We start from the raw sequence: 21,355 nt of genomic DNA, 5'->3' as shown, positions 1-21,355 counted from the left end.
GCGAGTGATTCATGGTTCCCCACCTCGTTACGGCGTTAAACGGCCCGCTGCTCGAGCTGGAGCGGAAGATCCTCGACGCGACGCCGGCGATTGAACGCTGGTTCCGCCTCGAGTGGCAGGAACACACGCCGCCGTTCTACTGTTCGGTCGATCTGCGCAACGCCGGCTTCAAGCTCGCGCCCGTCGACGCCAATCTGTTTCCCGGCAGCTTCAACAACCTGCCGGCGGAAGTGTTGCCGCTCGCCGTCCAGGCGGCGATGGCCGCGATCGAAAAAATCTGCCCGGATGCCAAGGGGCTGCTCGTGATTCCGGAGCTGCCCACGCGCAACGCGTTCTATCTCGAGAACGTCGCGCGGCTCGCGACGATCATGCGCCAGGCCGGCCTGAACGTGCGCTTCGGCTCGCTCGATCCGAGCGTGACCGACGTCACGCCGATCACGCTCGCCGACGGCACCAAGATCGTGCTGGAGCCGCTCGAACGCTCGCAGCGCCGGCTCGGCCTGAAGAACTTCGATCCCTGCTCGATCCTGCTCAACAACGATCTGTCGGGCGGGATTCCGGACGTGCTCGAAAATCTGCACGAGCAGTACCTGCTGCCGCCGCTGCACGCGGGCTGGGCGGTGCGCCGCAAGTCCACCCATTTCGCCTGCTACGACGACGTGGCGAAGAAGTTCGCGAAGATGGTGGGCGTCGACCCGTGGATGGTGAATCCGTACTTCGCGCACGTCGGCGGCATCGACTGGCAGGCCGGCAACGGCGGCGAGGCGCTGGCCGACGCGATCGACGCGGTGCTCAAGAAGATCGCGCGCAAATATCGCGAGTACGGCATCAGCGAGAAGCCCTACGTGGTCGTGAAGGCCGACGCGGGCACCGCCGGGCGCGGCGTGATGACGATCCACGATGCCTCCGAGATCGGCGGGCTGACCAAGCTCGAACGCGCGCAGATGTCCGAGACCAAGGCGGGGCTGCCCGTCAGCGACGTGATCGTGCAGGAAGGCGTCTACACGTTCGAGCGGATCGGCGACGACGTGGCCGAGCCGGTCGTCTACATGATCGACCGCTACGTGGTGGGCGGCTTCTATCGCACCCACGCGGCGCGCGAGCGCGACCAGAACCTGAACGCGCCCGGCATGCACTACGTGCCGCTCGGCTTCGAGCATACGGCGCTGCCCGACGCGCGCGCGCTGCCCGGCGCGGCGCCGCCGAACCGCTTCTACATGTACGGCGTGGTCGGCCGGCTGGGGCTGCTCGCCTCGTCGATCGAGCTCGAGAAGACCGACCCCGAGGCGATCCAGGTCTGAGCGGCCGCGCGCCGCGCCGACCAGCCTCGCTATCGCACCCGACACGCCGCATCCGTCATTCAGCACGCTTCATTCAGGACCCGCATGGACATTCTCTTTATCGCCGACCCGCTCGATCGCTTCAGGATCTACAAGGATTCGACCTACGCGATGATGGCCGAAGCCGCGCGGCGCGGCCATGCGGTGTACGCCTGCGAGCCGCAGCAGCTCGCCTGGAGCGGTACCACGGTCGAGGCCGACGTGCGGCGCGTGACGATCGTGGGCGACCTCGACGACCTGCACCGCGACACCTGGTTCGAGGCCGCGGCGCCCGAGGCGCGCGCGCTGACCGCGTTCGGCGCGGTGCTGATGCGCAAGGACCCGCCCTTCGACATGGAGTACGTGACCTCGACCTGGCTGCTGGAGATGGCCGAGCGCGCGGGCGCGAAGATCATCAACCGCCCGCAGTCGATCCGCGATCACTCGGAGAAGCTCGCCATCGCCGAATTCCCGCAGTTCGTCGCGCCCACGCTCGTCACGCGCGACGTGGCGCGGCTGCGCGCGTTTCATGCCGAGCACGGCGACGTGATCGTCAAGCCGCTCGACGGCATGGGCGGGATGGGCGTGTTTCGCGTCAAGGCCGACGGCATGAACCTCGGCTCGATCGTCGAGATGCTCGGCGAGGACGGCCGGCGCACGCTGATGGTCCAGAAGTTCATCCCCGAGATCAAGGCCGGCGACAAGCGCATCCTGCTGATCGGCGGCGAGCCGGTGCCGTATTCGCTCGCGCGGATTCCGCAGGGCAACGAGGTGCGCGGCAACCTGGCCGCCGGCGGCATCGGCGTGGCGCAGCCGCTCACCGAGCGCGACCGCGAGATCGCCGCCGCGCTCGGGCCGGTGCTGGCCGCGCGCGGGTTGCTGCTGGTCGGGCTGGACGCGATCGGCGACTGGCTCACCGAGGTGAACGTGACGAGCCCGACCTGTTTTCGCGAGATCATGGAGCAGACCGGCTTCGACGTCGCGGCGATGTTCATCGACGCGCTCGAACGCGCGGTCGGCTGACGCGCGCACGGCATCGACGGAAAACAGCGGCACCCGCGGAAAGCGGAACAAACGGAATCCAGGCGGCACCCACGACCTGAAAGGAGACAGCCGGCGGCGGCGCGCAGGCCCCCCGCCGCCGGCTCGGCATCGCGGTTCGATTCACGATGTGGATTGACCCCGAAACCGGCCTGCTACAATGCCCGTTCGCCCGGTAGGTACATTCCTGGCATCCGGTCCGGCGTTCGGGCCACATTGTTGCAAGGTTGACATGGCTGGCATCCTGATCATCGCTCACGCCCCGCTCGCCACCGCCCTGCGGGACTGCATCTCCCACATCTACGGCGGGATTCCCGCGCGCATCGGCTGCATCGACGTGCTCGCGGACAGCGACCCCTCGCAGGTGATGGGTTTCGCGCACGCGGAAATCGCGCGGCTGCGCGAGGAAAACGGCGTTCTCGTCCTGACGGACATGTATGGCGCGACCCCGGCGAACATCGCCGGCCAGCTCGCCAAGCTCGACGGCGTGCGCGTGCTGGCCGGCGTGAACCTGCCGATGCTGGTGCGCTCGGTCTGCTACCGCACCACGCCGATCGACACGCTGGTGGAGAAGGCGCTGGGCGGCTCGACCAAGGGCATCCACGAGATCGCCGCCGGCACGCCGCCGCCGCGCGTGGGCCTCGGCTGCGGCGAGTGCGCGCCGATCCCGCCGGAGCCGAAGCCGCAGACCGAACCGCATTGACCGGACGGGCCGCCCGGCGCGTTCGTTCGCTTCCTGTCCCCCGGCGGCGCGCGCCGCCGGCAGTCTTCATCTGAACGGAACACCATGCTTCAACAAGAAACGACCATCGTCAATAAATTGGGATTGCATGCCCGCGCCTCGGCCAAGCTGACCCAGCTGGCGGGCAATTTCCAGTCGGAAGTCTGGATGACGCGCAATGGCCGCCGGATCAACGCGAAGAGCATCATGGGCGTGATGATGCTGGCGGCCGGCATCGGCAGCACGGTGACGATCGAGACCGAGGGCGCCGACGAGAAGGAAGCGATGGACGCGCTGCTCAAGCTGATCGCCGACAAGTTCGGCGAAGGCCAGTAAGCCGCGCGCACCGGCGGCGCCTGCGCCGCCTCGCCAGCCGATGCCGCGTTCCGACGCGGCATTTCTTTTGGGCATTGGCTTTTATTCAGACAACAGATCATTGCAGGGCCGATGCTGCGGCGCATGCAGTCATGCGGGTGTCGTGGAATTTATAATCACGAGTCGGGGTCATATGCGCATCGCGGCGGTGGGCTGCGGCTGACCTGACTCACAGGAGGTGCGCGTGCCGTTCACGCTGCAGGGAATTCCCGTTTCGAGAGGTATCGCGATCGGTCGTGCGTATCTGATCGCGCCGGCGGCGCTCGACGTCGCGCATTACCTCGTCGAGGCGCAGCAGCTCGACGCGGAGATCGACCGGCTGCGCGTCGCGCTGCTCGCGGTGCGCGGCGAACTCGACGCGCTGCGCGCCGACCTGACCGACGACACGCCGAGTGAGGTCGCCGCGTTCATCGACGTGCATTCGATGATCCTCAACGACGCGATGCTGGTGCAGGAAACCATCGACCTGATCCGCGACCGCCGCTACAACGCCGAATGGGCGCTGACCGAGCAGCTCGACGTGATCGCCAGCCACTTCGACGACATCGAGGACGAGTACCTGCGCGAGCGCAAGGCCGACATCGAGCAGGTGGTCGAGCGCGTGCTCAAGGCGCTGGCCGGCGCGCCGTCGCCGGCCCAGGCGCTCGGCCGCGCGGCCAGCAGCAAGGACGACATGATCGTGGTCGCGCACGACATCGCGCCGGCCGACATGATGCAGTTCAAGAACCAGGCGTTCCATGCGTTCGTGACCGACCTGGGCGGGCGCACCTCGCACACGGCGATCGTCGCGCGCAGCCTCGGCATCCCGGCCGCGGTCGGCGTGCAGCACGCGAGCGCGCTGATTCGCCAGAACGACGTGATCATCGTCGACGGCGACCAGGGCATCGTGATCGTCGATCCGGCGCCGATCGTGCTCGAGGAATACTCGTACCGGCAGTCGGAGAAGGCGCTCGAGCAGCGCAAGCTGCAGCGGCTCAAGTTCTCGCCGACGCAGACGCTCTGCAGCACCAGGATCGACCTGCTCGCCAACATCGAGCTGCCCGACGACGCGAAGACGGCCGTGGAGGCCGGCGCGGTCGGCGTGGGCCTGTTCCGCACCGAGTTCCTGTTCATGAACGACGAGAACGTGCTCGCCGAGGAAGAGGAGCAGTTCCGCGCGTACCGCCGAGCGGTCGAGCTGATGAACGGCATGCCGGTGACGATCCGCACCATCGACGTGGGCGCCGACAAGCCGCTCGACGCGCTCGACGGCGGCTACGAAACCGCGCCGAACCCGGCGCTGGGCCTGCGCGCGATCCGCTGGAGCCTGTCCGAGCCGCAGATGTTCCTGACCCAGCTGCGCGCGATCCTGCGCGCCTCGGCGATCGGGCCGGTGAAGATCCTCGTGCCGATGCTCGCGCACGCGCAGGAGATCGACCAGACGCTCGACCTGATCCGCGAGGCCAAGCGCCAGCTCGACGACGCCGGGCTCGCCTACGACCCGAACGTGCGGGTCGGCGCGATGATCGAGATCCCGGCCGCCGCGATCGCGCTGCCGCTGTTCCTCAAGCGCGTCGATTTCCTCTCGATCGGCACCAACGACCTGATCCAGTACACGCTCGCGATCGACCGCGCCGACAACGCCGTGGCGCACCTGTACGACCCGCTGCATCCGGCCGTGCTGCACCTGATCGCCTACACGCTGCGCGAGGCGAAGCGCGCGGGCGTGCCGGTGTCGGTGTGCGGGGAGATGGCCGGCGATCCGGCGATGACGCGCCTGCTGCTCGGCATGGGGCTCACCGAGTTCTCGATGCATCCGAGCCAGCTGCTGGTGGTCAAGCAGGAGATCCTGCGCGCGCATCTGAAGGCGCTCGAGAAGCCGACCGCCGACGTGCTGGCCTCGTTCGAGCCCGAGGACGTGCAGCTCGCGCTGAAGCAGCTCGCGGAGGCCGAGCCGAAGGCCGACCTGGCGGCGTGAGGCTTGCCGCGCGGGGGGAGCGGATGCCTCCTCCATCGGCGTGACGTCAACCTCGGCATCACGACATCGACGCGGCGGGCATTGGCCCGCCGCGTTTTTTACGCGCTGGTTTTTCAGGCCGCGCGCGCCGCGCTCACTCAGTGCGTGCCGCCGCAGACCGGGCAATCGGGCTGCCGCGCGATACGCATCGTGTTCCATTCCATGCGCAGCGAATCGAGCATCATCAGCCGCCCCACCAGCGTCTCGCCCAGGCCGCCGATCACGCGCAGCGCCTCGGCGGCCTGCATCGCGCCGATGATGCCGACGGTCGGCGCGAACACGCCCATCGTCGAGCAGGCCACTTCCTCGAACGGCTGGTCCTCGGGAAACACGCAGGCGTAGCAGGGCGAGGCCGCGTCGCGGAAGTCGAAGGTGCTGATCTGGCCATCGAAGCGCAGCGCGGCGCCCGACACGAGCGGCACGCGGTGCGTGGCGCAGGCACGGTTGATGGCGTGGCGCGTGGCGAAGTTGTCGGTGCAGTCGAGCACGACCGTGGCGAGCGGCACGGCCACGTCGAGCCAGGCGGCCTCGACGCGCTCGGCCACGGCATGCACGACGATCTCGGGATTGAGCCGCGCGAGCGCCTCGCGTCCCGATTCGACCTTGCGCCGCCCGACCGATTCGGTCGCGTGCAGGATCTGGCGCTGCAGGTTGGTGAGGTCCACCGTGTCGGCGTCGACCAGCGTGATCGCGCCGACGCCCGCGGCGGCCAGGTACATCGCGGCCGGCGAGCCGAGGCCGCCGGCGCCGACGATCAGCGCGTGCGCGTCGAGGAAGCGCTGCTGCGCCTCGATGCCGATTTCGTCGACGAGGATGTGGCGGGAGTAGCGGAGCAGTTGTTCGTCGTTCATCGCGGGGAGCGGGTGGGAAGTGCCGTGCCGCTATTCTAGGCGCGTTCGCGCGGCGTCCGTGTGCGCCGGGTCAGGGCGGACCGGCGCCGTGCGCCGCGCCCAAAGCAAAACGGGCCACCGCGGCGAACCGCGGTGGCCCGTGCCGGTCACGGCGCGCCCGGACTTAGTGGGCGGCCGAGGCGGGCTTGGCGGCCGACGCCTTGGCCGGCGCGCTCGCCTTCGGGGCCGAAGCCGCCGAGGCTGCCGACGCCGGCGTGGCACCGAGCGGCTTGGTCACGCTTTCGGCCAGCAGCGACTTCGACTCCTGCACCGGCTTGCCTTCCAGCTTGGCCAGCGCCTGCTGCAGCATGAAGTCGTCGGCGCTGCCGAACTCCACCGGCTTGCGGTTGCGATCCTTCTCGCGCTGCTCCGGCGTCTTCTTGTCGTTCTGCTCCTCGAGGATGCGCAGCTGGTCGAGGCGGCGCTGCTCGCGCGCTTCCAGTTCCTTCTTCTCGTTCGGGTCCTGCGTGTTCGCGAGGTGGTTCGTGTAGTCCACTTCGCGCGTCACGAGCACGTCGTCCGGATCGCCGTCGGAGAACTGGTCGACCGGGATGTCCGGCACGATGCCCTTGTTCTGGATCGAGCGGCCGCTCGGCGTGTAGTAGTAGGCCGTGGTCAGCCGCAGCGCGGTGTCGGCCGTGAGCGGGCGCACCGTCTGCACCGAGCCCTTGCCGAACGTCGTCTTGCCCATGATCTGCGCGCGGTGCGAATCCTGCAGCGCGCCGGCGACGATTTCGGAGGCCGACGCCGAGTAGGCGTTGGTCAGCACGATCATCGGCACGGTCTTGAAGATCGCCGGCAGGTTCTTGAGCGGATCGGAGTCGAAGGTCGGCAGGCGATAGTTGTCGTAGTCGTCGCGGTAGACCTGCTTCGAATCGGGGATCTGGCCGTTGGTCGACACCACCACCGCGTTCGGCGGCAGGAACGCGCCGGCCACGCCGACCGCGCTCTGCAGCAGGCCGCCGCCGTTGTTGCGCAGGTCGACCACGAGGCCCTTCAGGTTCGGCTGCTGGCGTGCGATGTCCTGCAGGCGGGCCGCGAGGTCGGGCGTGGTGCGTTCCTGGAAGCTGGTGATCCGGATGTAGGCATAGCCCGGATCGAGCATCTTCATCTTCACGCTCTGCACCTTGATGATCGCGCGCGTGACGGTGACCGGGAAGGTGCGGTCGTCGCTCTTGCGGAAGATCGTCAGCGTGACCTTGGTGCCCGGGTCGCCGCGCATCTGCTTGACGGCCTTGTCGAGCGTCATGCCGCGCACCGGCTTGTCGTTGATGCGCGTGATCAGGTCGCCGGGACGGATGCCGGCGCGGAACGCGGGCGTGTCCTCGATCGGCGAGATCACCTTCACGAGGCCGTCTTCCTGCGAGATCTCGATGCCGAGACCGGCGAAGCGGCCCTTCGTCTGCTCCTGCAGTTCCTCGTAATCGGTCTTGTCGAGATACGACGAGTGCGGGTCGAGGCTCGATACCATGCCCTTGATCGCGGCCGTCAGCAGCTTCTTGTCGTCGACCGGCTCGACGTATTCGCGCTTGATCTGGCCGAACACCTCGGCGAACAGGCGCAGCTGGTCGAGCGGCAGCGGCGTCGTGATCGTTGCCTGCTGGGCCGACGCCGAGATTTGCAGCGTCGCGAATACACCAGTTGCAAGGCCAGCGGCGACGAGGCCGATATTCTTCAATTTCATTCGCATAGGATCGTGTGCGTCGGAAAGCGCGTGTGGCGATGGCGTGAAGGTGGGAGGACGGTCAAGTATATCTCCGATCTTCCCGATGCTTCGCCGTTGCGGGGCGAAGCGATGATGAAGCGGATTCGACAGTGCCGCGTCGCGCGGGTTCGCGCCGGCACGCGCTGCGTTCGCGTGAATCGCCTGAAGTGACGGAAAACAGCGGAAAACGCGGGAAAACACGCAGGCCGGCTGGCGCGAAACTGACGCGCCGCTGACGCTGACGCTGCCGTCCGGCCGGCCCGCGCGGGCGGCTCCGGGCCGTCGTGCCGGCGGTGCGCAAGCGCCGCGCGAGGCGTGCGGCGCGGGCCGGACGGCCGATTACGCGAACCATGCGATGGAGCCGGCACGCGTCGGGCAAGGCCGGGCACTGCACCTGCCGCGTGATCCGGTGGAGCCGGTGGAAGCGGGATGAGCAAGACTCGTTCGCGCCAGAAGGCGCGGGCGCCGCGCAACCTGCATCGCGGCGCCCGCCTCGCGGCCGGGCCGTGCGGCCCGGGCTCGCTTACTTCGCCTTGCCCTGCTGCGCGACGGCGGCCTGCGCCTTTGCGATCGCGTCCTGGTCGCCGAGGTAGTCACGGCGGATCGGTTTCAGGTCTTCGTCGAGTTCGTAGACGAGCGGCACGCCGTTCGGGATGTTGAGGCCGACGATGTCGGCGTCCGAGATGCCGTCGAGGTACTTGATCAGCGCGCGCAGCGAGTTGCCGTGCGCGGCGATCAGCACCTGCCGGCCGCTCTTGACGGCCGGCGCGATCGACTCGTTCCAGAGCGGCAGCACGCGCGCGACCGTGTCCTTCAGGCATTCGGTCAGCGGCAGCTGCTCGCGCGGCACCTTTGCGTAGCGCGGGTCGCCGTAGGGCGCGCGCTCGTCGTTCGCTTCCAGCGCCGGCGGCGGCGTGTCGTAGCTGCGGCGCCAGACCAGCACCTGCTCGTCGCCGAACTTCGCGGCCGTCTCGGCCTTGTTGAGTCCCGACAGCGCGCCGTAGTGGCGCTCGTTGAGGCGCCACGAATGGACCACCGGCAGATACATCTGGTCCATCTGGTCCTGCACGTGCCAGAGCGTGCGGATCGCGCGCTTGAGCACCGACGTGTACGCGATGTCGAACGCGTAGCCGGCTTCCTTCAGCAGGACGCCGGCCTGGCGCGCTTCGGCGTTGCCCTGCTCGGTCAGGTCGACGTCGACCCAGCCGGTGAAGCGGTTTTCCTTGTTCCAGGTCGATTCGCCGTGGCGGATGAGAACGAGCTTGTACATGGTTGCTTGCGGTCGGTAGTGAGGAAGCGAAGCGGCGGGCGACGCCTTCCGGAAGCGGCGGCGCCATCGCGACAGACGGATATTTTATAATGGCGCGATTGTCCTTTTCGATTTCTCTTTTTGCGGCGGATTCTCCGTGACGTTCTTTACCGATTACACGAACCTTGCGCTCATCGCGATCCTGCTCGTCTCGGGCGGCATGCTGGTCTTCCCGACGCTGCGTCGCGGCAGCGGCGGCCTGTCGACCGGCGAGGCGACCCAACTGATCAACCGGCGCAACGCGATCGTGATCGATCTGCGCCCGGCCGCCGAATACGGCGCGGGCCACCTGCCCGCGGCGCGCTCGGTCGAATTCTCCGAACTCGCCGGCAAGCTCGGCCAGGTCGCCAAGAACAAGAGCGCCCCGGTGCTGCTGGTCTGCCAGAACGGACAACAGTCGAACAAGGCGGCCAAGGTCGTGCGCGAAGCCGGCTACGGCGAGGTTCATGTGCTGCAGGGCGGCCTGGCCGCCTGGCAGAAGGCCGGCATGCCGGTCGTCAAACAAGGAGTGGCGAAGTGAACAAAGTGGTCATGTACAGCACGCAGGTCTGCCCGTATTGCATGATGGCCGAGCGCCTGCTCAAGCAGCGCGGCGTCGAGCAGATCGAGAAGGTGCTGATCGACAAGGATCCGTCGCGGCGCGCCGAGATGATGGAACGCACCGGCCGCCGTACCGTGCCGCAGGTCTACATCGGCGAGACGCACGTGGGCGGCTACGATGACCTGTCGAAGCTGGATCGCGAAGGTGGCCTGCTGCCGCTTCTGGAAGCGGCCTGATTCCGGCAGAATGACCGCCTTCCCGGGCGCCGGGAGGGCCACGTGCCCCGCTTGCACGACACAACAACCGGGTGGCCGGAGGAAGCCGGTCGCCTTCATACCATTTCTAGGGAGCCAACATGTCCGACGTCGAAAACCAGCCGTTCTTCAACATCCAGCGCATCTACCTGAAGGACCTCTCGCTCGAGCAGCCGAATTCGCCGGCGATCTTCCTCGAACAGGACATGCCGTCGGTTGAGGTGGAAGTCGACGTGAAGGCCGAACGTCTGGCCGAAAGCGTGTATGAAGTCGTCGTCTCGGGTACCGTGACGGCGAAGGTCAAGGACAAGGTCGCGTTCCTGATCGAAGCCAAGCAGGCCGGCATCTTCGACATCCGCAACATTCCGGACGAGCAGCTCGATCCGCTCGTCGGCATCGCCTGCCCGACGATCCTGTTCCCGTACCTGCGCTCGAACATCGCCGACGCGATCACGCGTGCGGGCTTCCCGCCGATCCACCTGGCGGAGATCAACTTCCAGGCGCTCTACGAGCAACGCCTCGCGCAGATCCAGCAGCAACAGGCCGGCGCCGCCAACGGCGCACCGAACGGCACGACGCTGAACTGAGCGCGTCCCGCGAACCGGTGCTGGGTATGAAAGTCGCTGTTCTCGGCGCCGGTGCATGGGGCACCGCGCTCGCCGCGCATCTGGCCGCGCGGCACGATACGCTGCTCTGGGCGCGCGATCGCGCGCTCCTCTCCGGGCTCGAGGCCCGTCACGAAAACCCCCGCTACCTGCCCGGCGTGCCGCTGCCCGCCGCGCTGCGCTGCGAGCCGGCGCTGCCGGCCGCGCTCGCGCACGCGGCGGCCGACGACGCGCTGTGCGTGATCGGCGCGCCGGTGGCCGGGCTGCGCGCGCTCTGCGCGGCGATGCTCGAGGCGGGCTGCGTGCCCGCGCACCTGCTGTGGATCTGCAAGGGCTTCGAGGCCGAGACGGAGCAGATGCCGCATCAGGTGATCGCCGAGGCGCTGCCCGGCCACGCGAGCCACGGCGTGCTGTCCGGGCCGAGTTTCGCACGCGAGGTGGCGCAGGGGCTGCCGGTGGCGCTGACCGTCGCGAGCGCGTCGGCGGCCTGCCGCGACCTCACGCTGGCTGCGTTTCACCACGGCGCGATGCGGATCTATACCGGCGACGACGTGATCGGCGTCGAGGTGGGCGGTGCGGTCAAGAACGTGCTTGCGATCGCGACCGGCATCGGCGACGGACTCGGCCTCGGCCTCAATTCGCGCGCGGCGCTGATCACGCGCGGGCTGGCCGAGATGTCGCGGCTCGGCGTGGCGCTGGGCGGGCGTGCGGAGACGTTCACGGGGCTCGCCGGCTTGGGCGATCTGATCCTGACCGCCACCGGCGACCTGTCGCGCAACCGCAAGGTGGGACTGCAACTGGCCGAGGGGCGCTCGCTCGACGAGATCCTCGGCGCGCTCGGACATGTGGCCGAGGGCGTGCGCTGCGCGCGCGCGGTGCTGGCGATCGCCCGCGCCCACGGCATCGACATGCCGATCACCGAGGCCGTCTGCGGCGTGCTGTTCGACGGCGTCGCACCGCGCGAGGCCGTCAACGAGCTGCTGCGCCGCGACGCCAAGGCGGAGTGAGTGCTTGCTCGCTGACGGTTGATTCCGGTTGAGCGGGGGCGCTGCTTCGCGCTTGCCGGCGGCTTGTCCTCGTCGAGGCGCGGCCCTAGGCGCTCGCGCCGGCGCTGCCTGCCGGGCACGGGCGATGCCGGCCGATCGCCGCGCCGGTCGTGCCCGTCACGCCGGCGCCGGCGAATTTCTCTCTTGTTTCCTCAAATGGCCGGCTTTGTCGGCTAATCTGTCGGCAATCCGCCGCCGCCCGCCTCGATGCCTCGCGGTCTCGCCGCGCGTGCCATGCCGCGCACCGCTCCGGGCCGCGAAGACGTGGCTGGCGCCGCGCCGGCATCGCGTCTACGCTTGGCGCTATCGCGATTGCCGGTGAGGTCAGCATGCTCATGATCGATTCGACCCGTGTCGAGGCGCGCGTCGTCGACATCACGACGCTCGCGCTCGACGCGATCGTCAACGCGGCGAACGAATCGCTGCTCGGCGGCGGCGGCGTGGACGGCGCGATCCACCGCGCGGCGGGGCCGGACCTGCTGGCCGAGTGCCGCACGCTAGGCGGCTGCGCGACCGGCGACGCGAAGCTCACGCACGGCTACCTGCTGCCGGCGCGGCACGTGATCCATACGGTCGGGCCGGTCTGGCATGGCGGCATGTCGGGCGAGGCGGAGCAGCTCGCGTCGTGCTACCGGCGCTCGCTCGAAGTGGCGGCGGCGGCCGGCTGCGCGTCGGTGGCGTTCCCGGCGATCAGTTGCGGCGTCTACCGGTTCCCGCCCGAGGCGGCCACCACGATCGCCGTCAGCACCGTGGTGTCGATGCTGCCCGGCGCCGGCTTCACGCGCATCGTGTTCGCCTGCTTCGCCGAAGATCTGCTCGAACACTACCGGCGCGAACTGGCGAGGCTCTGAGGTGGCTTTTCCGCGTCTCGCCCCGCGGCGACCGGCGCGGGGCGCCGGTCGCCGCTCATTTCGTTCGGTCGCCCCGCCTCGTCTCATTCGCCCCCTTCGAAGCCGGCCTGGCGCCAGGCCTCGAACACCACCACGGCCACCGTGTTCGACAGATTGAGACTGCGGTTGTCGGGCCGCATCGGCAGCCGCACGCGCTGCTCGTTCGGGAAGCGCGCGAGCATCGTCTCGCTGAGGCCGCGCGTCTCGGCGCCGAACACGAACCAGTCGCCCGGCGTGAACGCGCGATCGTGGAAGCGCCCCGAGCCGCGCGTCGTGAACGCGAACATCCGCGCCGGGTCAGGCTGCTCGGCGGCGAGGAACGCATCCCAGTCGCGATGCACCTGCATTCGCGCGTATTCGTGATAGTCGAGCCCTGCGCGGCGCAGCTTCGCGTCCTCGAGCGGGAAGCCGAGCGGTTCGATCAGATGCAGCCGCGCGCCGGTATTGGCGCAGAGGCGGATCACGTTGCCGGTGTTCGGCGGGATTTCGGGTTCGACGAGTACGACGTTGAACATGTTCGTTTCCGGTTCATGAATGCGTGAAACCTGGCGCGGAACTGCCGGGCGTTGCCGCGGCCGGGCTCCCGCTGCCTTCGATGTTGCCTTGATCCTGCCTTCGCTGCCGCCTGCCTGGGCCGATGCCGAGATCACCGTTTCCGCCCGTGCGTTTCAATCGCGCGCGGTGCGCAGCGCGACGTAGTTCGTCACGCGCCGCGCGCCCGCCTGCTTGAGCAACACGGCGAGCGCCGCGAGCGTCGCGCCCGAGGTCATCACGTCGTCGACGAGGCCCACGTGCAGCCCGGACACGTCGCGCGTCACGACGAACGCGTGCGCCACGTTCGCGCGCCGCGCCGCCGCGTCGAGCCGCGTTTGCGGCGCGGTATGGAGCGTGCGCGCCAGCAGCGCCGGCTCGGCATGCACCTCGAGCGCGCGTGCGAGCGGCCGTGCGATCGCCCAGGCCTGGTTGTAGCCGCGTTCGACCAGCCGCCGCCGCGCGAGCGGCACCGGCGCGATCAGGTCGGGCCGCGCGTCGGCCTGCGCGGTGCCATGCGCTGCCGGCCTGTCGTGTACCGCGCGCGCGAGCCGCTCGGCGAACAGCCCGCCCAGCGCGAGCCGCGCACGGAACTTCAGGTCCAGCACGAGGCTCGCGAGCGGCGGGCGGTAATCGGCCAGCGCGAACGTCGCGTCGAACGGCGGCGGCGCGTGGCGGCACGCGGCGCAGCGATAGCCGCCGCGGCGCGCATGCCGCGAACGAAATGCGGACAGCGGCAGTGCGCATTGCACGCAGCGCAGCCGCGTTTCGTTCCAGTACGCGTCGTCGCACGCGCTGCACAACACGTTGCGTGGCGAATTGCCGCATATGTTGTTGCACGAGTTGCCACACAGCGCGCAGAGACCGGGCAGCGCCAGCGCCGCGACGTGCGCGAACAGGCCGCGCCATCCCGCTGTGCAGCATGCGATTCGTTTGTTGCGACGCAATACGCCGGCAATCGACATCGGTTCCTCCGCGAGTGCCGCCCGCGCTGAAGCCCGCGAAGCGAGCGAGTATACTTCGGGCACTTCGCCAGTTTGCCCGACATGTCCTCCGTTCCCGCACCTTCTGGCCGTCCGGCCAACGATCCCCGACATCTGCGGCGGATCTTCGATCGCCGTGCCGCCGCGTTCGACGCGGTCGCTTTCCTGCCGCGCGAAATCGCGCAGCGCATGGGCGAGCGTCTCGACTACATCAAGGTCAATCCGGCGGGCGTGCTCGACGCCGGCTGCGGCATCGGCGACGACCTGCCCGCGCTGCGCACGCGCTTTCCCGGAGCGCCCGTGTACGGCGTCGACCTGTCGGCGGCGATGCTCGCGCGCGCCGCGTCGCGCGAAGCGCCCGACACCAACTGGCGCCGCTTCCTGCCCTCGGCGCTGTCGAAGGCGCTGGGCCAGCGCGGCCCGCGTCTCGCGCAGGCCGACTTCTCGGCCCTGCCGTTCGCGGGCGGCGCGTTCGACTTCGTGTGGTCGAATCTCGCGCTGCACTGGCATTCGCGCCCGGACCGGGTGTTTCCCGAATGGCAGCGCGTGCTGCGAGTAAACGGGCTGCTGATGTTCAGCACGTTCGGCCCCGACACGCTGCGCGAATTGCGTGCCGCCTATGCCGATGCTGAGGCCGTTACCGATTGCGCGCCGCGCCCACACGTGATCGACTTCGTAGACATGCACGATCTCGGCGACATGCTCGTCGAGAGCGGATTCGAGATTCCGGTCATGGACCAGGAACGGCTGACCGTCACCTACCAGTCGCCGGAATCGCTGCTCGCGGACGTGCGGCGGTGGGGCGCCTATCCGTTCGCGCGCGACGGCGGCGAACGCCTGTCGGCTCGCACGCGGCGCGCGCTGAGCGAAGCGCTCGAGGCGCGCCGTCGCGACGACGGCACGATCGCGCTGACGTTCGAAGTGATCTACGGCCACGCGTGGAAGGCGGTGCCGCGTACCACCGCCGACGGCCACGGCATCGTGCGCATCGAGGACATCGGCAGAGGTCGTCCCAAGAATCTCTGAGTCGGTAAAGAGGGATTTCGTTATGCTTGAAATTAGCAGTCGAAAACGTCTCAGAAAAACCTTCTAGAATGGCTGAAACGCTTGCCCCGCTTGGGTTTGCGGGCAACGGGCGTTTGCTTGTAGATGCGTATGTTCGCGCCTATAATGCGTCAGTTTGCCGTCCTGCACGCGTCCTACAATACAGGTCGGCAGGCCCGGTTCGGGCCAGCTTCGATGCCGATTGCGAGAGGCAGCGATGGATGGAACGATGGGTTTCACGGACACCGAAACAGTCCTGATGGACTGGCTCATCAAACGCAACTGTTCGGTGTCGCCGCGCCAGTTCGTTGCGTGCTACGCATCGCTGGCCGCTTTCTCGCTTGCGATCGCCGCGCTGCTGTCGTGGCGCGGTGCCTGGCTCGTGCTGCCGTTTACCGGTGTCGAGTTACTGGCAGTCGGCGTTGCATTCACGATGTATGCACGCCACGCAGTCGATTACGAACGTATCAGGCTGTTTCCTCATCGGCTCCTGATCGAGCAGATGAGTGCGGAACGGCTGACGTGCTTCGAGTTCAACCCGCGCTGGGTGCGGGTCGAGCCCGGCGCGTCGCCGCGCGATCCGGTGCGGGTCGTGTGCCGGGGGCGGAGCGTCGTGGTCGGGCAGCATCTCGCGCAGTACCGGCGCGCCCAGTTCGCTCGTGAACTGCGCGCGTCGCTGATGCGCTGCGGCTGATCGAGGCGGCCGCGGCGTACCGCCGACGGCGGGGAGGGTAGGAATGACAATTTTGGGTAAGGAAGCCATGAAAACAATCAAGCGCGCCCTCACTGGTTGGCTGGCCGTCAGCGGACTCATCGCGTCCGGTGCCGCATTCGCCGTCGGCGACAGTCCAGGCGGCCCCCGCGTCAACGAAATCAACCTCCAGCCGCCCGTCACGAAGATCGCGCAGGAACTGTACGACCTGCACACGATGATGCTGATCCTCTGCACGGTGATCTTCGTCGGCGTGTTCGGCGTGATGTTCTATTCTGTTTTCGCCCATCGCAAATCACGCGGCCACAAGGCCGCGAATTTCCACGAAAGCACCACCGTCGAAATTATCTGGACGATCGTGCCGTTCGTGATCGTGGTGCTGATGGCGCTGCCCGCCACCAAGGCGGTGGTCGCGATGAAGGACACCACCAACGCCGACGTCACGATCAAGGTCACCGGCTACCAGTGGAAGTGGGGCTACGACTACGTGAAGGGGCCGGGCGAGGGCATCAGCTTCGTCTCCACGCTCACCACGCCGCGCAGCGAAGTGAACGGCAGGCAGCCGATCGGCGAAACCTATCTGCAGGAAGTCGACCATCCGCTGGTGGTGCCCGTCGATAAAAAGATCCGCATCATCACCACCGCCAACGACGTGGTCCACTCGTGGTACGTGCCCGCGTTCGGCGTGAAGCAGGATGCGATTCCGGGCTTCGTGCGCGACACCTGGTTCAAGGCCGAGAAGGTCGGTACCTATCGCGGCTTCTGCACCGAGCTGTGCGGCAAGGAGCATGCGTACATGCCGGTGGTGGTGCAGGTGCTGTCGGCCGACGACTACGACAAGTGGGTCAAGGACGAAAAGGCCAAGGCCGCCGCCGCCACGCTCGACCCGAACAAGGTGTGGACCAGCGCCGAGCTGGTCGCGCACGGCGAGGACGTCTACAAGGCCAACTGCGCGGTCTGCCACCAGCCGAACGGCAAGGGCCTCGGCGCGTTCCCGGCGCTCGACGGCAGCAAGATCGCCAACGGCCCGATCGCGCAGCACGTGAGCCTGGTGCTGAGCGGCAAGGGCGCGATGCCGAGTTGGGCCTCGCTGTCGGACGTCGATCTGGCCTCGGTCATCACCTACGAGCGCAACGCGTGGGGCAACCACATGGGCGACGCGCTGCAGCCGAAGCAGGTGGCCGACGCGCGCAACGGCAAGCTGCCCGAAGGCGGCGCGACGCAGGCGGCGGCCCCGGCGGTCGAGGCGTCGGCGCCCGCGGCGGCGGCATCGGGCGGCGACGCTTCGGGCACCGCGGCGGCCGCGGCTTCCGCGCCGGCTGCGGCGCAATCCGCCACCCAGTCCGCCGCGCTGCCGGCCGCCGTCTATTTCGATACCGGCAAGAGTGAACTGCCTGCCGACGCGAAGGCCGCGCTCGACGCCGCCGCGCAATACGCGAGCGCGCATCCGGACGCGAAGCTCGCGCTGTCGGGTTTCACGGACACGACGGGTTCGGCCGATGCCAACGCCGAACTCGCGAAGCGTCGCGCGCAGGCCGTGCGCGACGCGCTGAAGGCGGCCGGCGTCGCCGAGGACCGGGTCGTATTGAAGAAGCCGCAGACGATCACGGGCGGAGCGGATGCCAAAGCGGCGCGTCGTGTCGAAATCGGCCCGGCTGCCTGACGTGTTGTTCGTCGTCTGGGTCGACGTCATCGGAACAAGAATCAGGAGACATCCATGTCTAGCATAGGACACGACGTAACCGCGGGACACGCGCACGACGATCATGCGCACGAGCTACCGCACGGCTGGCGCCGCTGGCTGTTCGCGACCAATCACAAGGACATCGGCACGCTATACCTGCTGTTCTCGTTCGTGATGTTCCTGTCGGGCGGCGTGATGGCGCTCGGCATCCGCGCCGAGCTGTTCGAGCCGGGCCTGCAGATCATGCGTCCCGAGTTCTTCAACCAGCTCACCACGATGCATGGCCTGATCATGGTGTTCGGCGCGATCATGCCGGCCTTCGTCGGCTTCGCGAACTGGATGGTGCCGCTGCAGATCGGCGCCTCGGACATGGCGTTCGCGCGCATGAACAACTTCAGCTTCTGGCTGCTGCCGGTGGCGGCGGTGCTGCTGGTCGGCTCGTTCTTCGCGCCGGGCGGCGCGACCGCGGCGGGCTGGACGCTGTATGCGCCGCTCTCCACGCAGATGGGGCCGGGCATGGACTTCGCGATCTTCGCGGTCCACCTGATGGGCGCCTCGTCGATCATGGGCGGCATCAACATCGTCGTGACGATCCTGAACATGCGCGCGCCGGGCATGACGCTGATGAAGATGCCGATGTTCGCGTGGACCTGGCTGATCACCGCCTACCTGCTGATCGCGGTGATGCCGGTGCTGGCCGGCGCGATCACGATGGTGCTGTTCGACCGCCACTTCGGCACCTCGTTCTTCAACGCGGCGGGCGGCGGCGATCCGGTGATGTACCAGCACATCTTCTGGTTCTTCGGCCACCCCGAGGTCTACATCATGATCCTGCCGGCGTTCGGGATCGTCTCGCAGGTGATCCCGGCGTTCTCGCGCAAGCCGCTGTTCGGCTACAGCTCGATGGTGTACGCCACCGCGTCGATCGCGATCCTCTCGTTCATGGTCTGGGCGCACCACATGTTCGCGACCGGCATGCCGGTCACGGGCCAGCTGTTCTTCATGTACGCGACGATGCTGATCGCGGTGCCGACCGGCGTGAAGGTGTTCAACTGGGTCGCCACCATGTGGCGCGGCTCGCTCAGCTTCGAGACGCCGATGCTGTTCGCGATCGGCTTCCTGTTCGTGTTCACGTTCGGCGGGCTGACCGGGCTGATGCTGGCGATGGCGCCGCTCGACATCCAGTACCACGGCACCTACTTCGTGGTGGCGCACTTCCACTACGTGCTGGTGGCGGGCTCGCTGTTCGGGCTGTTCTCGGGCTGGTACTACTGGTCGCCGAAATGGACCGGCTGGATGTACAACGAGATGCGCGGCAAGATCCACTTCTGGGCGTCGATGATCTTCTTCAACGTCACGTTCTTCCCGATGCACTTCGTCGGCCTGGCCGGCATGCCGCGCCGCTATGCGGACTACCCGGCGCAGTTCACCGACTTCAACCAGGTCGCGACGATCGGCGCGTTCGGCTTCGGCCTCGCGCAGGTCTACTTCCTGTTCGCGGTGGCGCTGCCGGCCTATCGCGGCGGCGGCGGGCTCGAGAAGGCGCCGGACAAGCCCTGGGACGGCGCGATCGGCCTCGAATGGACGGTCCCGAGCCCGGCGCCGTTCCATACCTTCGAACATCCGCCGACCGTCGACTGACCCACCGCGCGCTGGCCGCCCGGCCCGGGTGGCGGCGCACCAACCCGCCCGAGCCGATGAACCGCAACCGTTCACAAGCACGCACGCCCGCGCAGATCCGCGCGGGCAACCGGCGGCTGGGCCTCGTGCTGCTGGCCGTGGTCGCCGCCTTTTTCATCGCCGCCGTCGTCAGGCAATGGATCGCTTCCACTGCATGACGCCGGCATGAGTGCATAACGGAGAGGATTCCTCACCATGTCGGAACCGTTCGTCGACGGTGATTCCAGCTTCAATCGCACGATGCTGCTGAAGCTCGTGGTGGTCGCGGCGCTGATGTTCGGCTTCGGTTTCGCGCTGGTGCCGATCTACCGCGCGATCTGCCAGGTGACGGGCCTCAACAACCTCGTGCAGCGCGACGTGAGCGCGCGCGAGGCACGCAACACGCAGGTGGACCTGAGCCGCACGATTTCGGTGGAGCTCGACGCGAACGCGCGCGGCCCGCTCGGCTTCCGGCCCGAGCAGCGCAGCCTCGACGTGCATCCGGGCGAGGTGATGACGGTGGTCTACGAGGTCACCAACGCGCAGGACCGGCAGGTGGTCGCGCAGGCGATCCCGAGCTACGCACCGAAGCAGGCCACCGAGTATTTCAAGAAGATCGAATGTTTCTGTTTCACGCAGCAGACGCTGAAGCCGAACGAGTCGCGCCGCATGCCGGTGGTGTTCGTGGTGGACCGGGCGCTGCCGAAGGACGTGAAGACGATCACGCTGTCCTACACGTTCTTCGAGCTGAACCCGCCCGCCCAGACGGCGGCCCAGGCCTCGAAGCAGGGCGCGTGAGCGGGCGGCAACCGAGGCAGCGCCGGGGAGGCGACGATGACGCAGGGCTCGTTTGGCAAGACGCTCAAGGCCGTGTTCTGGTCGTTCTTCGGCGTGCGCCGGCGCAGCGACCTCGAGGCCGACGCGCAGTCGCTGAATCCGCTGCACGTGCTGATCGTCGCGCTGCTTGCGGCGGCGGTGTTCATCGGCCTGCTGCTGCTGGTCGTGCATGCGGTGGTCGGCTAGCGCGGGCGGCAGGCGGAGCCGGCGGGGGGCGGCGCGCGCGAGGGGCGCGGCCGCGGTTTTGGCGCGAGGCGGCGCGCTCGCGAAGCTTTCCGGATCGTTCCGGAATCAACTGGACTGAAGTGGAGAATCAAGCATGAGCGGCCAACACGAAAGCCCTTACTATTTCATCCCGCAGCCGTCGCGGCACCCGATCAGCGCGGCGCTCGGCCTGCTCGTCATGCTCGGCTCGGTGGCGCTGTGGATCAACGGCCATGCCTGGGCGCCGATCACCGTCACGCTCGGCCTGCTGTGGGTGCTGTTCGTGCTCTATCACTGGTTCGGCGACGCGATCTCCGAGTCGGAGGGCGGCATGTACGGCCAGCGTGTCGACAAGTCGTACCGCTGGAGCATGAGCTGGTTCATCTTCTCCGAGGTGATGTTCTTCGGCGCGTTCTTCGGCGCGCTGTTCTACGCGCGCGAGATCGCGCTGCATCAGCTCGGCAGCCTCGACTACCGGCTGATCTGGCCGGACTTCAGCGCGGTCTGGCCGAACGAGGGGCCGGCCGCGCTGGCGGGCCACTTCCGCACCATGGGGCCGTGGCCGGTGCCGACCATCAACACCGCGCTGCTGCTCAGTTCGGGCGCCACGCTGACGGTCTCGCACCATGCGCTGCGCGAGGATCACCGGCGCCGGGCGATCGCCTGGCTCGCGGCCACCATCGTGCTGGGCGTGAGCTTCCTGTTCCTGCAGGGCTTCGAGTATTTCCATGCGTACAACGAACTGAACCTGACGCTCGCCTCGGGCGTGTACGGCTCGACGTTCTTCCTGCTGACGGGTTTCCACGGCTTCCACGTGTTCCTCGGCGGCACGATGCTGACCGTGGTGCTGGTGCGGATGCTGCGTGGGCACTTCAAGCCCGATCACCATTTCGCGTTCGAGGGCGCGGCCTGGTACTGGCACTTCGTGGACGTGGTGTGGCTGGGCCTGTACGTGGTGGTGTACTGGCTGTCGTAGGACACGCGCCGAGCCGCGCGCGATGCGCGCGCG

23 protein-coding genes are annotated in these 21,355 nt (G+C 68.1%); 18 read left to right on the top strand and 5 right to left on the bottom strand.

The window, feature by feature from the left end:
* Positions 1-11 precede the first annotated feature (11 nt).
* The 5 genes from gshA to ptsP all read left to right on the top strand — a co-directional run bounded on the left by gshA (position 12) and on the right by ptsP (position 5,413).
* Complete coding sequence (gene gshA, locus bpln_RS16470) at positions 12-1,301, top strand: glutamate--cysteine ligase (protein ID WP_042626100.1); 1,290 nt, start codon at positions 12-14, stop codon at positions 1,299-1,301.
* Between the two features lie 84 nt (positions 1,302-1,385).
* Positions 1,386-2,342 (top strand): glutathione synthase, encoded by a 957-nt coding sequence (gshB, locus tag bpln_RS16465; RefSeq protein ID WP_055139298.1) that lies wholly within the window; start codon positions 1,386-1,388, stop codon positions 2,340-2,342.
* 250 nt (positions 2,343-2,592) lie between these two features.
* Entirely contained in the window at positions 2,593-3,063 is a 471-nt protein-coding gene (locus bpln_RS16460; RefSeq protein ID WP_042626098.1) for a PTS sugar transporter subunit IIA, read from the top strand.
* 84 nt (positions 3,064-3,147) lie between these two features.
* Positions 3,148-3,417, top strand: a complete 270-nt coding sequence (locus tag bpln_RS16455; protein ID WP_042626097.1) for an HPr family phosphocarrier protein — start codon at positions 3,148-3,150, stop codon at positions 3,415-3,417.
* A 223-nt stretch (positions 3,418-3,640) separates the two neighbouring features.
* Positions 3,641-5,413 carry a phosphoenolpyruvate--protein phosphotransferase gene (gene ptsP / locus bpln_RS16450; RefSeq protein ID WP_055139560.1) on the top strand — a complete coding sequence of 591 codons (1,773 nt, stop codon included), beginning with the start codon at positions 3,641-3,643 and terminating at the stop codon, positions 5,411-5,413.
* Between the two features lie 137 nt (positions 5,414-5,550).
* On the opposite strand, the gene bpln_RS16445 is transcribed toward ptsP, so the two are convergent.
* From bpln_RS16445 to gpmA, 3 genes are all read right to left on the bottom strand, one after another.
* On the bottom strand, positions 5,551-6,303 hold the full coding sequence (locus bpln_RS16445; RefSeq protein WP_055139297.1) for a HesA/MoeB/ThiF family protein: 753 nt from the start codon (positions 6,301-6,303) through the stop codon (positions 5,551-5,553).
* 163 nt (positions 6,304-6,466) lie between these two features.
* A complete protein-coding gene (locus tag bpln_RS16440; protein ID WP_042626095.1) occupies positions 6,467-8,032 on the bottom strand; it encodes a S41 family peptidase in 1,566 nt (521 codons plus the stop codon).
* 538 nt (positions 8,033-8,570) lie between these two features.
* Positions 8,571-9,317, bottom strand: coding sequence for a 2,3-diphosphoglycerate-dependent phosphoglycerate mutase (gene gpmA / locus bpln_RS16435; RefSeq protein ID WP_042626094.1), 747 nt, complete (start codon positions 9,315-9,317; stop codon positions 8,571-8,573).
* Between the two features lie 136 nt (positions 9,318-9,453).
* On the opposite strand from gpmA, the gene bpln_RS16430 reads away from it, so the two are divergent.
* From bpln_RS16430 to bpln_RS16410, 5 genes are all read left to right on the top strand, one after another.
* The gene (locus bpln_RS16430) at positions 9,454-9,876 is read left to right on the top strand and encodes a rhodanese-like domain-containing protein (protein ID WP_055139296.1); all 423 of its coding nucleotides are present in this window, start codon (positions 9,454-9,456) and stop codon (positions 9,874-9,876) included.
* The gene (grxC, locus tag bpln_RS16425; RefSeq protein ID WP_042626092.1) at positions 9,873-10,133 is read left to right on the top strand and encodes a glutaredoxin 3; all 261 of its coding nucleotides are present in this window, start codon (positions 9,873-9,875) and stop codon (positions 10,131-10,133) included. Before bpln_RS16430 ends, grxC begins: the two co-directional genes overlap by 4 nt.
* A 119-nt stretch (positions 10,134-10,252) precedes the next feature.
* Positions 10,253-10,738 carry a protein-export chaperone SecB gene (gene secB / locus bpln_RS16420; RefSeq protein WP_042626091.1) on the top strand — a complete coding sequence of 162 codons (486 nt, stop codon included), beginning with the start codon at positions 10,253-10,255 and terminating at the stop codon, positions 10,736-10,738.
* A gap of 26 nt (positions 10,739-10,764) precedes the next feature.
* Positions 10,765-11,763, top strand: coding sequence for an NAD(P)H-dependent glycerol-3-phosphate dehydrogenase (locus bpln_RS16415; RefSeq protein WP_042626090.1), 999 nt, complete (start codon positions 10,765-10,767; stop codon positions 11,761-11,763).
* A 368-nt stretch (positions 11,764-12,131) separates the two neighbouring features.
* Positions 12,132-12,653 carry an O-acetyl-ADP-ribose deacetylase gene (locus bpln_RS16410; protein WP_042626089.1) on the top strand — a complete coding sequence of 174 codons (522 nt, stop codon included), beginning with the start codon at positions 12,132-12,134 and terminating at the stop codon, positions 12,651-12,653.
* A gap of 83 nt (positions 12,654-12,736) precedes the next feature.
* Here bpln_RS16410 and trmL read toward each other — a convergent pair whose 3' ends face one another.
* A complete protein-coding gene (gene trmL / locus bpln_RS16405; RefSeq protein ID WP_042626088.1) occupies positions 12,737-13,207 on the bottom strand; it encodes a tRNA (uridine(34)/cytosine(34)/5-carboxymethylaminomethyluridine(34)-2'-O)-methyltransferase TrmL in 471 nt (156 codons plus the stop codon).
* A gap of 153 nt (positions 13,208-13,360) precedes the next feature.
* Positions 13,361-14,188, bottom strand: a complete 828-nt coding sequence (locus bpln_RS16400; RefSeq protein ID WP_055139295.1) for a ComF family protein — start codon at positions 14,186-14,188, stop codon at positions 13,361-13,363.
* Between the two features lie 81 nt (positions 14,189-14,269).
* Here bpln_RS16400 and bpln_RS16395 point away from each other — a divergent pair, with 81 nt between their 5' ends.
* From bpln_RS16395 to bpln_RS16360, 8 genes are all read left to right on the top strand, one after another.
* Positions 14,270-15,232: a methyltransferase domain-containing protein gene (locus bpln_RS16395; protein ID WP_042626086.1), complete on the top strand. Its 963-nt coding sequence runs from the start codon at positions 14,270-14,272 to the stop codon at positions 15,230-15,232.
* Positions 15,233-15,479: 247 nt separating this feature from the next.
* On the top strand, positions 15,480-15,944 hold the full coding sequence (locus tag bpln_RS16390; RefSeq protein ID WP_244486965.1) for a DUF2244 domain-containing protein: 465 nt from the start codon (positions 15,480-15,482) through the stop codon (positions 15,942-15,944).
* Positions 15,945-15,987: 43 nt separating this feature from the next.
* A complete protein-coding gene (gene coxB / locus bpln_RS16385; RefSeq protein ID WP_042626084.1) occupies positions 15,988-17,625 on the top strand; it encodes a cytochrome c oxidase subunit II in 1,638 nt (545 codons plus the stop codon).
* A gap of 54 nt (positions 17,626-17,679) precedes the next feature.
* Positions 17,680-19,287 carry a cytochrome c oxidase subunit I gene (gene ctaD / locus bpln_RS16380; protein WP_042626083.1) on the top strand — a complete coding sequence of 536 codons (1,608 nt, stop codon included), beginning with the start codon at positions 17,680-17,682 and terminating at the stop codon, positions 19,285-19,287.
* Between the two features lie 56 nt (positions 19,288-19,343).
* A complete protein-coding gene (locus bpln_RS16375) occupies positions 19,344-19,484 on the top strand; it encodes a cytochrome oxidase small assembly protein (RefSeq protein WP_055139294.1) in 141 nt (46 codons plus the stop codon).
* Positions 19,485-19,521: 37 nt separating this feature from the next.
* Positions 19,522-20,103, top strand: a complete 582-nt coding sequence (locus bpln_RS16370) for a cytochrome c oxidase assembly protein (RefSeq protein WP_055139293.1) — start codon at positions 19,522-19,524, stop codon at positions 20,101-20,103.
* Positions 20,104-20,139: 36 nt separating this feature from the next.
* Positions 20,140-20,328: a DUF2970 domain-containing protein gene (locus bpln_RS16365; protein WP_042626080.1), complete on the top strand. Its 189-nt coding sequence runs from the start codon at positions 20,140-20,142 to the stop codon at positions 20,326-20,328.
* 133 nt (positions 20,329-20,461) lie between these two features.
* The gene (locus tag bpln_RS16360; RefSeq protein ID WP_042626079.1) at positions 20,462-21,322 is read left to right on the top strand and encodes a cytochrome c oxidase subunit 3; all 861 of its coding nucleotides are present in this window, start codon (positions 20,462-20,464) and stop codon (positions 21,320-21,322) included.
* The last annotated feature ends 33 nt before the right edge of the window (positions 21,323-21,355 follow it).

The sequence above is a fragment of the Burkholderia plantarii genome (assembly GCF_001411805.1).
In the GTDB taxonomy this organism is placed as follows: domain Bacteria; phylum Pseudomonadota; class Gammaproteobacteria; order Burkholderiales; family Burkholderiaceae; genus Burkholderia; species Burkholderia plantarii.
Note: the sequence above shows the minus strand (reverse complement) of the source record. Positions and strands in the feature narration are given on the sequence as shown.

Bases quoted from the DNA above. Each gene is read 5' to 3' on its own strand.
- gshA (WP_042626100.1), top strand. From the start codon at position 12: ATGGTTCCCCACCTCGTTACGGCGTTAAACGGCCCGCTGCTCGAGCTG.
- gshB (WP_055139298.1), top strand. From the start codon at position 1,386: ATGGACATTCTCTTTATCGCCGACCCGCTCGATCGCTTCAGGATCTAC.
- bpln_RS16460 (WP_042626098.1), top strand. From the start codon at position 2,593: ATGGCTGGCATCCTGATCATCGCTCACGCCCCGCTCGCCACCGCCCTG.
- bpln_RS16455 (WP_042626097.1), top strand. From the start codon at position 3,148: ATGCTTCAACAAGAAACGACCATCGTCAATAAATTGGGATTGCATGCC.
- bpln_RS16445 (WP_055139297.1), bottom strand. From the start codon at position 6,303: ATGAACGACGAACAACTGCTCCGCTACTCCCGCCACATCCTCGTCGAC.
- bpln_RS16440 (WP_042626095.1), bottom strand. From the start codon at position 8,032: ATGCGAATGAAATTGAAGAATATCGGCCTCGTCGCCGCTGGCCTTGCA.
- gpmA (WP_042626094.1), bottom strand. From the start codon at position 9,317: ATGTACAAGCTCGTTCTCATCCGCCACGGCGAATCGACCTGGAACAAG.
- secB (WP_042626091.1), top strand. From the start codon at position 10,253: ATGTCCGACGTCGAAAACCAGCCGTTCTTCAACATCCAGCGCATCTAC.
- bpln_RS16415 (WP_042626090.1), top strand. From the start codon at position 10,765: ATGAAAGTCGCTGTTCTCGGCGCCGGTGCATGGGGCACCGCGCTCGCC.
- bpln_RS16410 (WP_042626089.1), top strand. From the start codon at position 12,132: ATGCTCATGATCGATTCGACCCGTGTCGAGGCGCGCGTCGTCGACATC.
- trmL (WP_042626088.1), bottom strand. From the start codon at position 13,207: ATGTTCAACGTCGTACTCGTCGAACCCGAAATCCCGCCGAACACCGGC.
- bpln_RS16400 (WP_055139295.1), bottom strand. From the start codon at position 14,188: ATGTCGATTGCCGGCGTATTGCGTCGCAACAAACGAATCGCATGCTGC.
- bpln_RS16395 (WP_042626086.1), top strand. From the start codon at position 14,270: ATGTCCTCCGTTCCCGCACCTTCTGGCCGTCCGGCCAACGATCCCCGA.
- bpln_RS16390 (WP_244486965.1), top strand. From the start codon at position 15,480: ATGGGTTTCACGGACACCGAAACAGTCCTGATGGACTGGCTCATCAAA.
- coxB (WP_042626084.1), top strand. From the start codon at position 15,988: ATGACAATTTTGGGTAAGGAAGCCATGAAAACAATCAAGCGCGCCCTC.
- ctaD (WP_042626083.1), top strand. From the start codon at position 17,680: ATGTCTAGCATAGGACACGACGTAACCGCGGGACACGCGCACGACGAT.
- bpln_RS16375 (WP_055139294.1), top strand. From the start codon at position 19,344: ATGAACCGCAACCGTTCACAAGCACGCACGCCCGCGCAGATCCGCGCG.
- bpln_RS16370 (WP_055139293.1), top strand. From the start codon at position 19,522: ATGTCGGAACCGTTCGTCGACGGTGATTCCAGCTTCAATCGCACGATG.
- bpln_RS16365 (WP_042626080.1), top strand. From the start codon at position 20,140: ATGACGCAGGGCTCGTTTGGCAAGACGCTCAAGGCCGTGTTCTGGTCG.
- bpln_RS16360 (WP_042626079.1), top strand. From the start codon at position 20,462: ATGAGCGGCCAACACGAAAGCCCTTACTATTTCATCCCGCAGCCGTCG.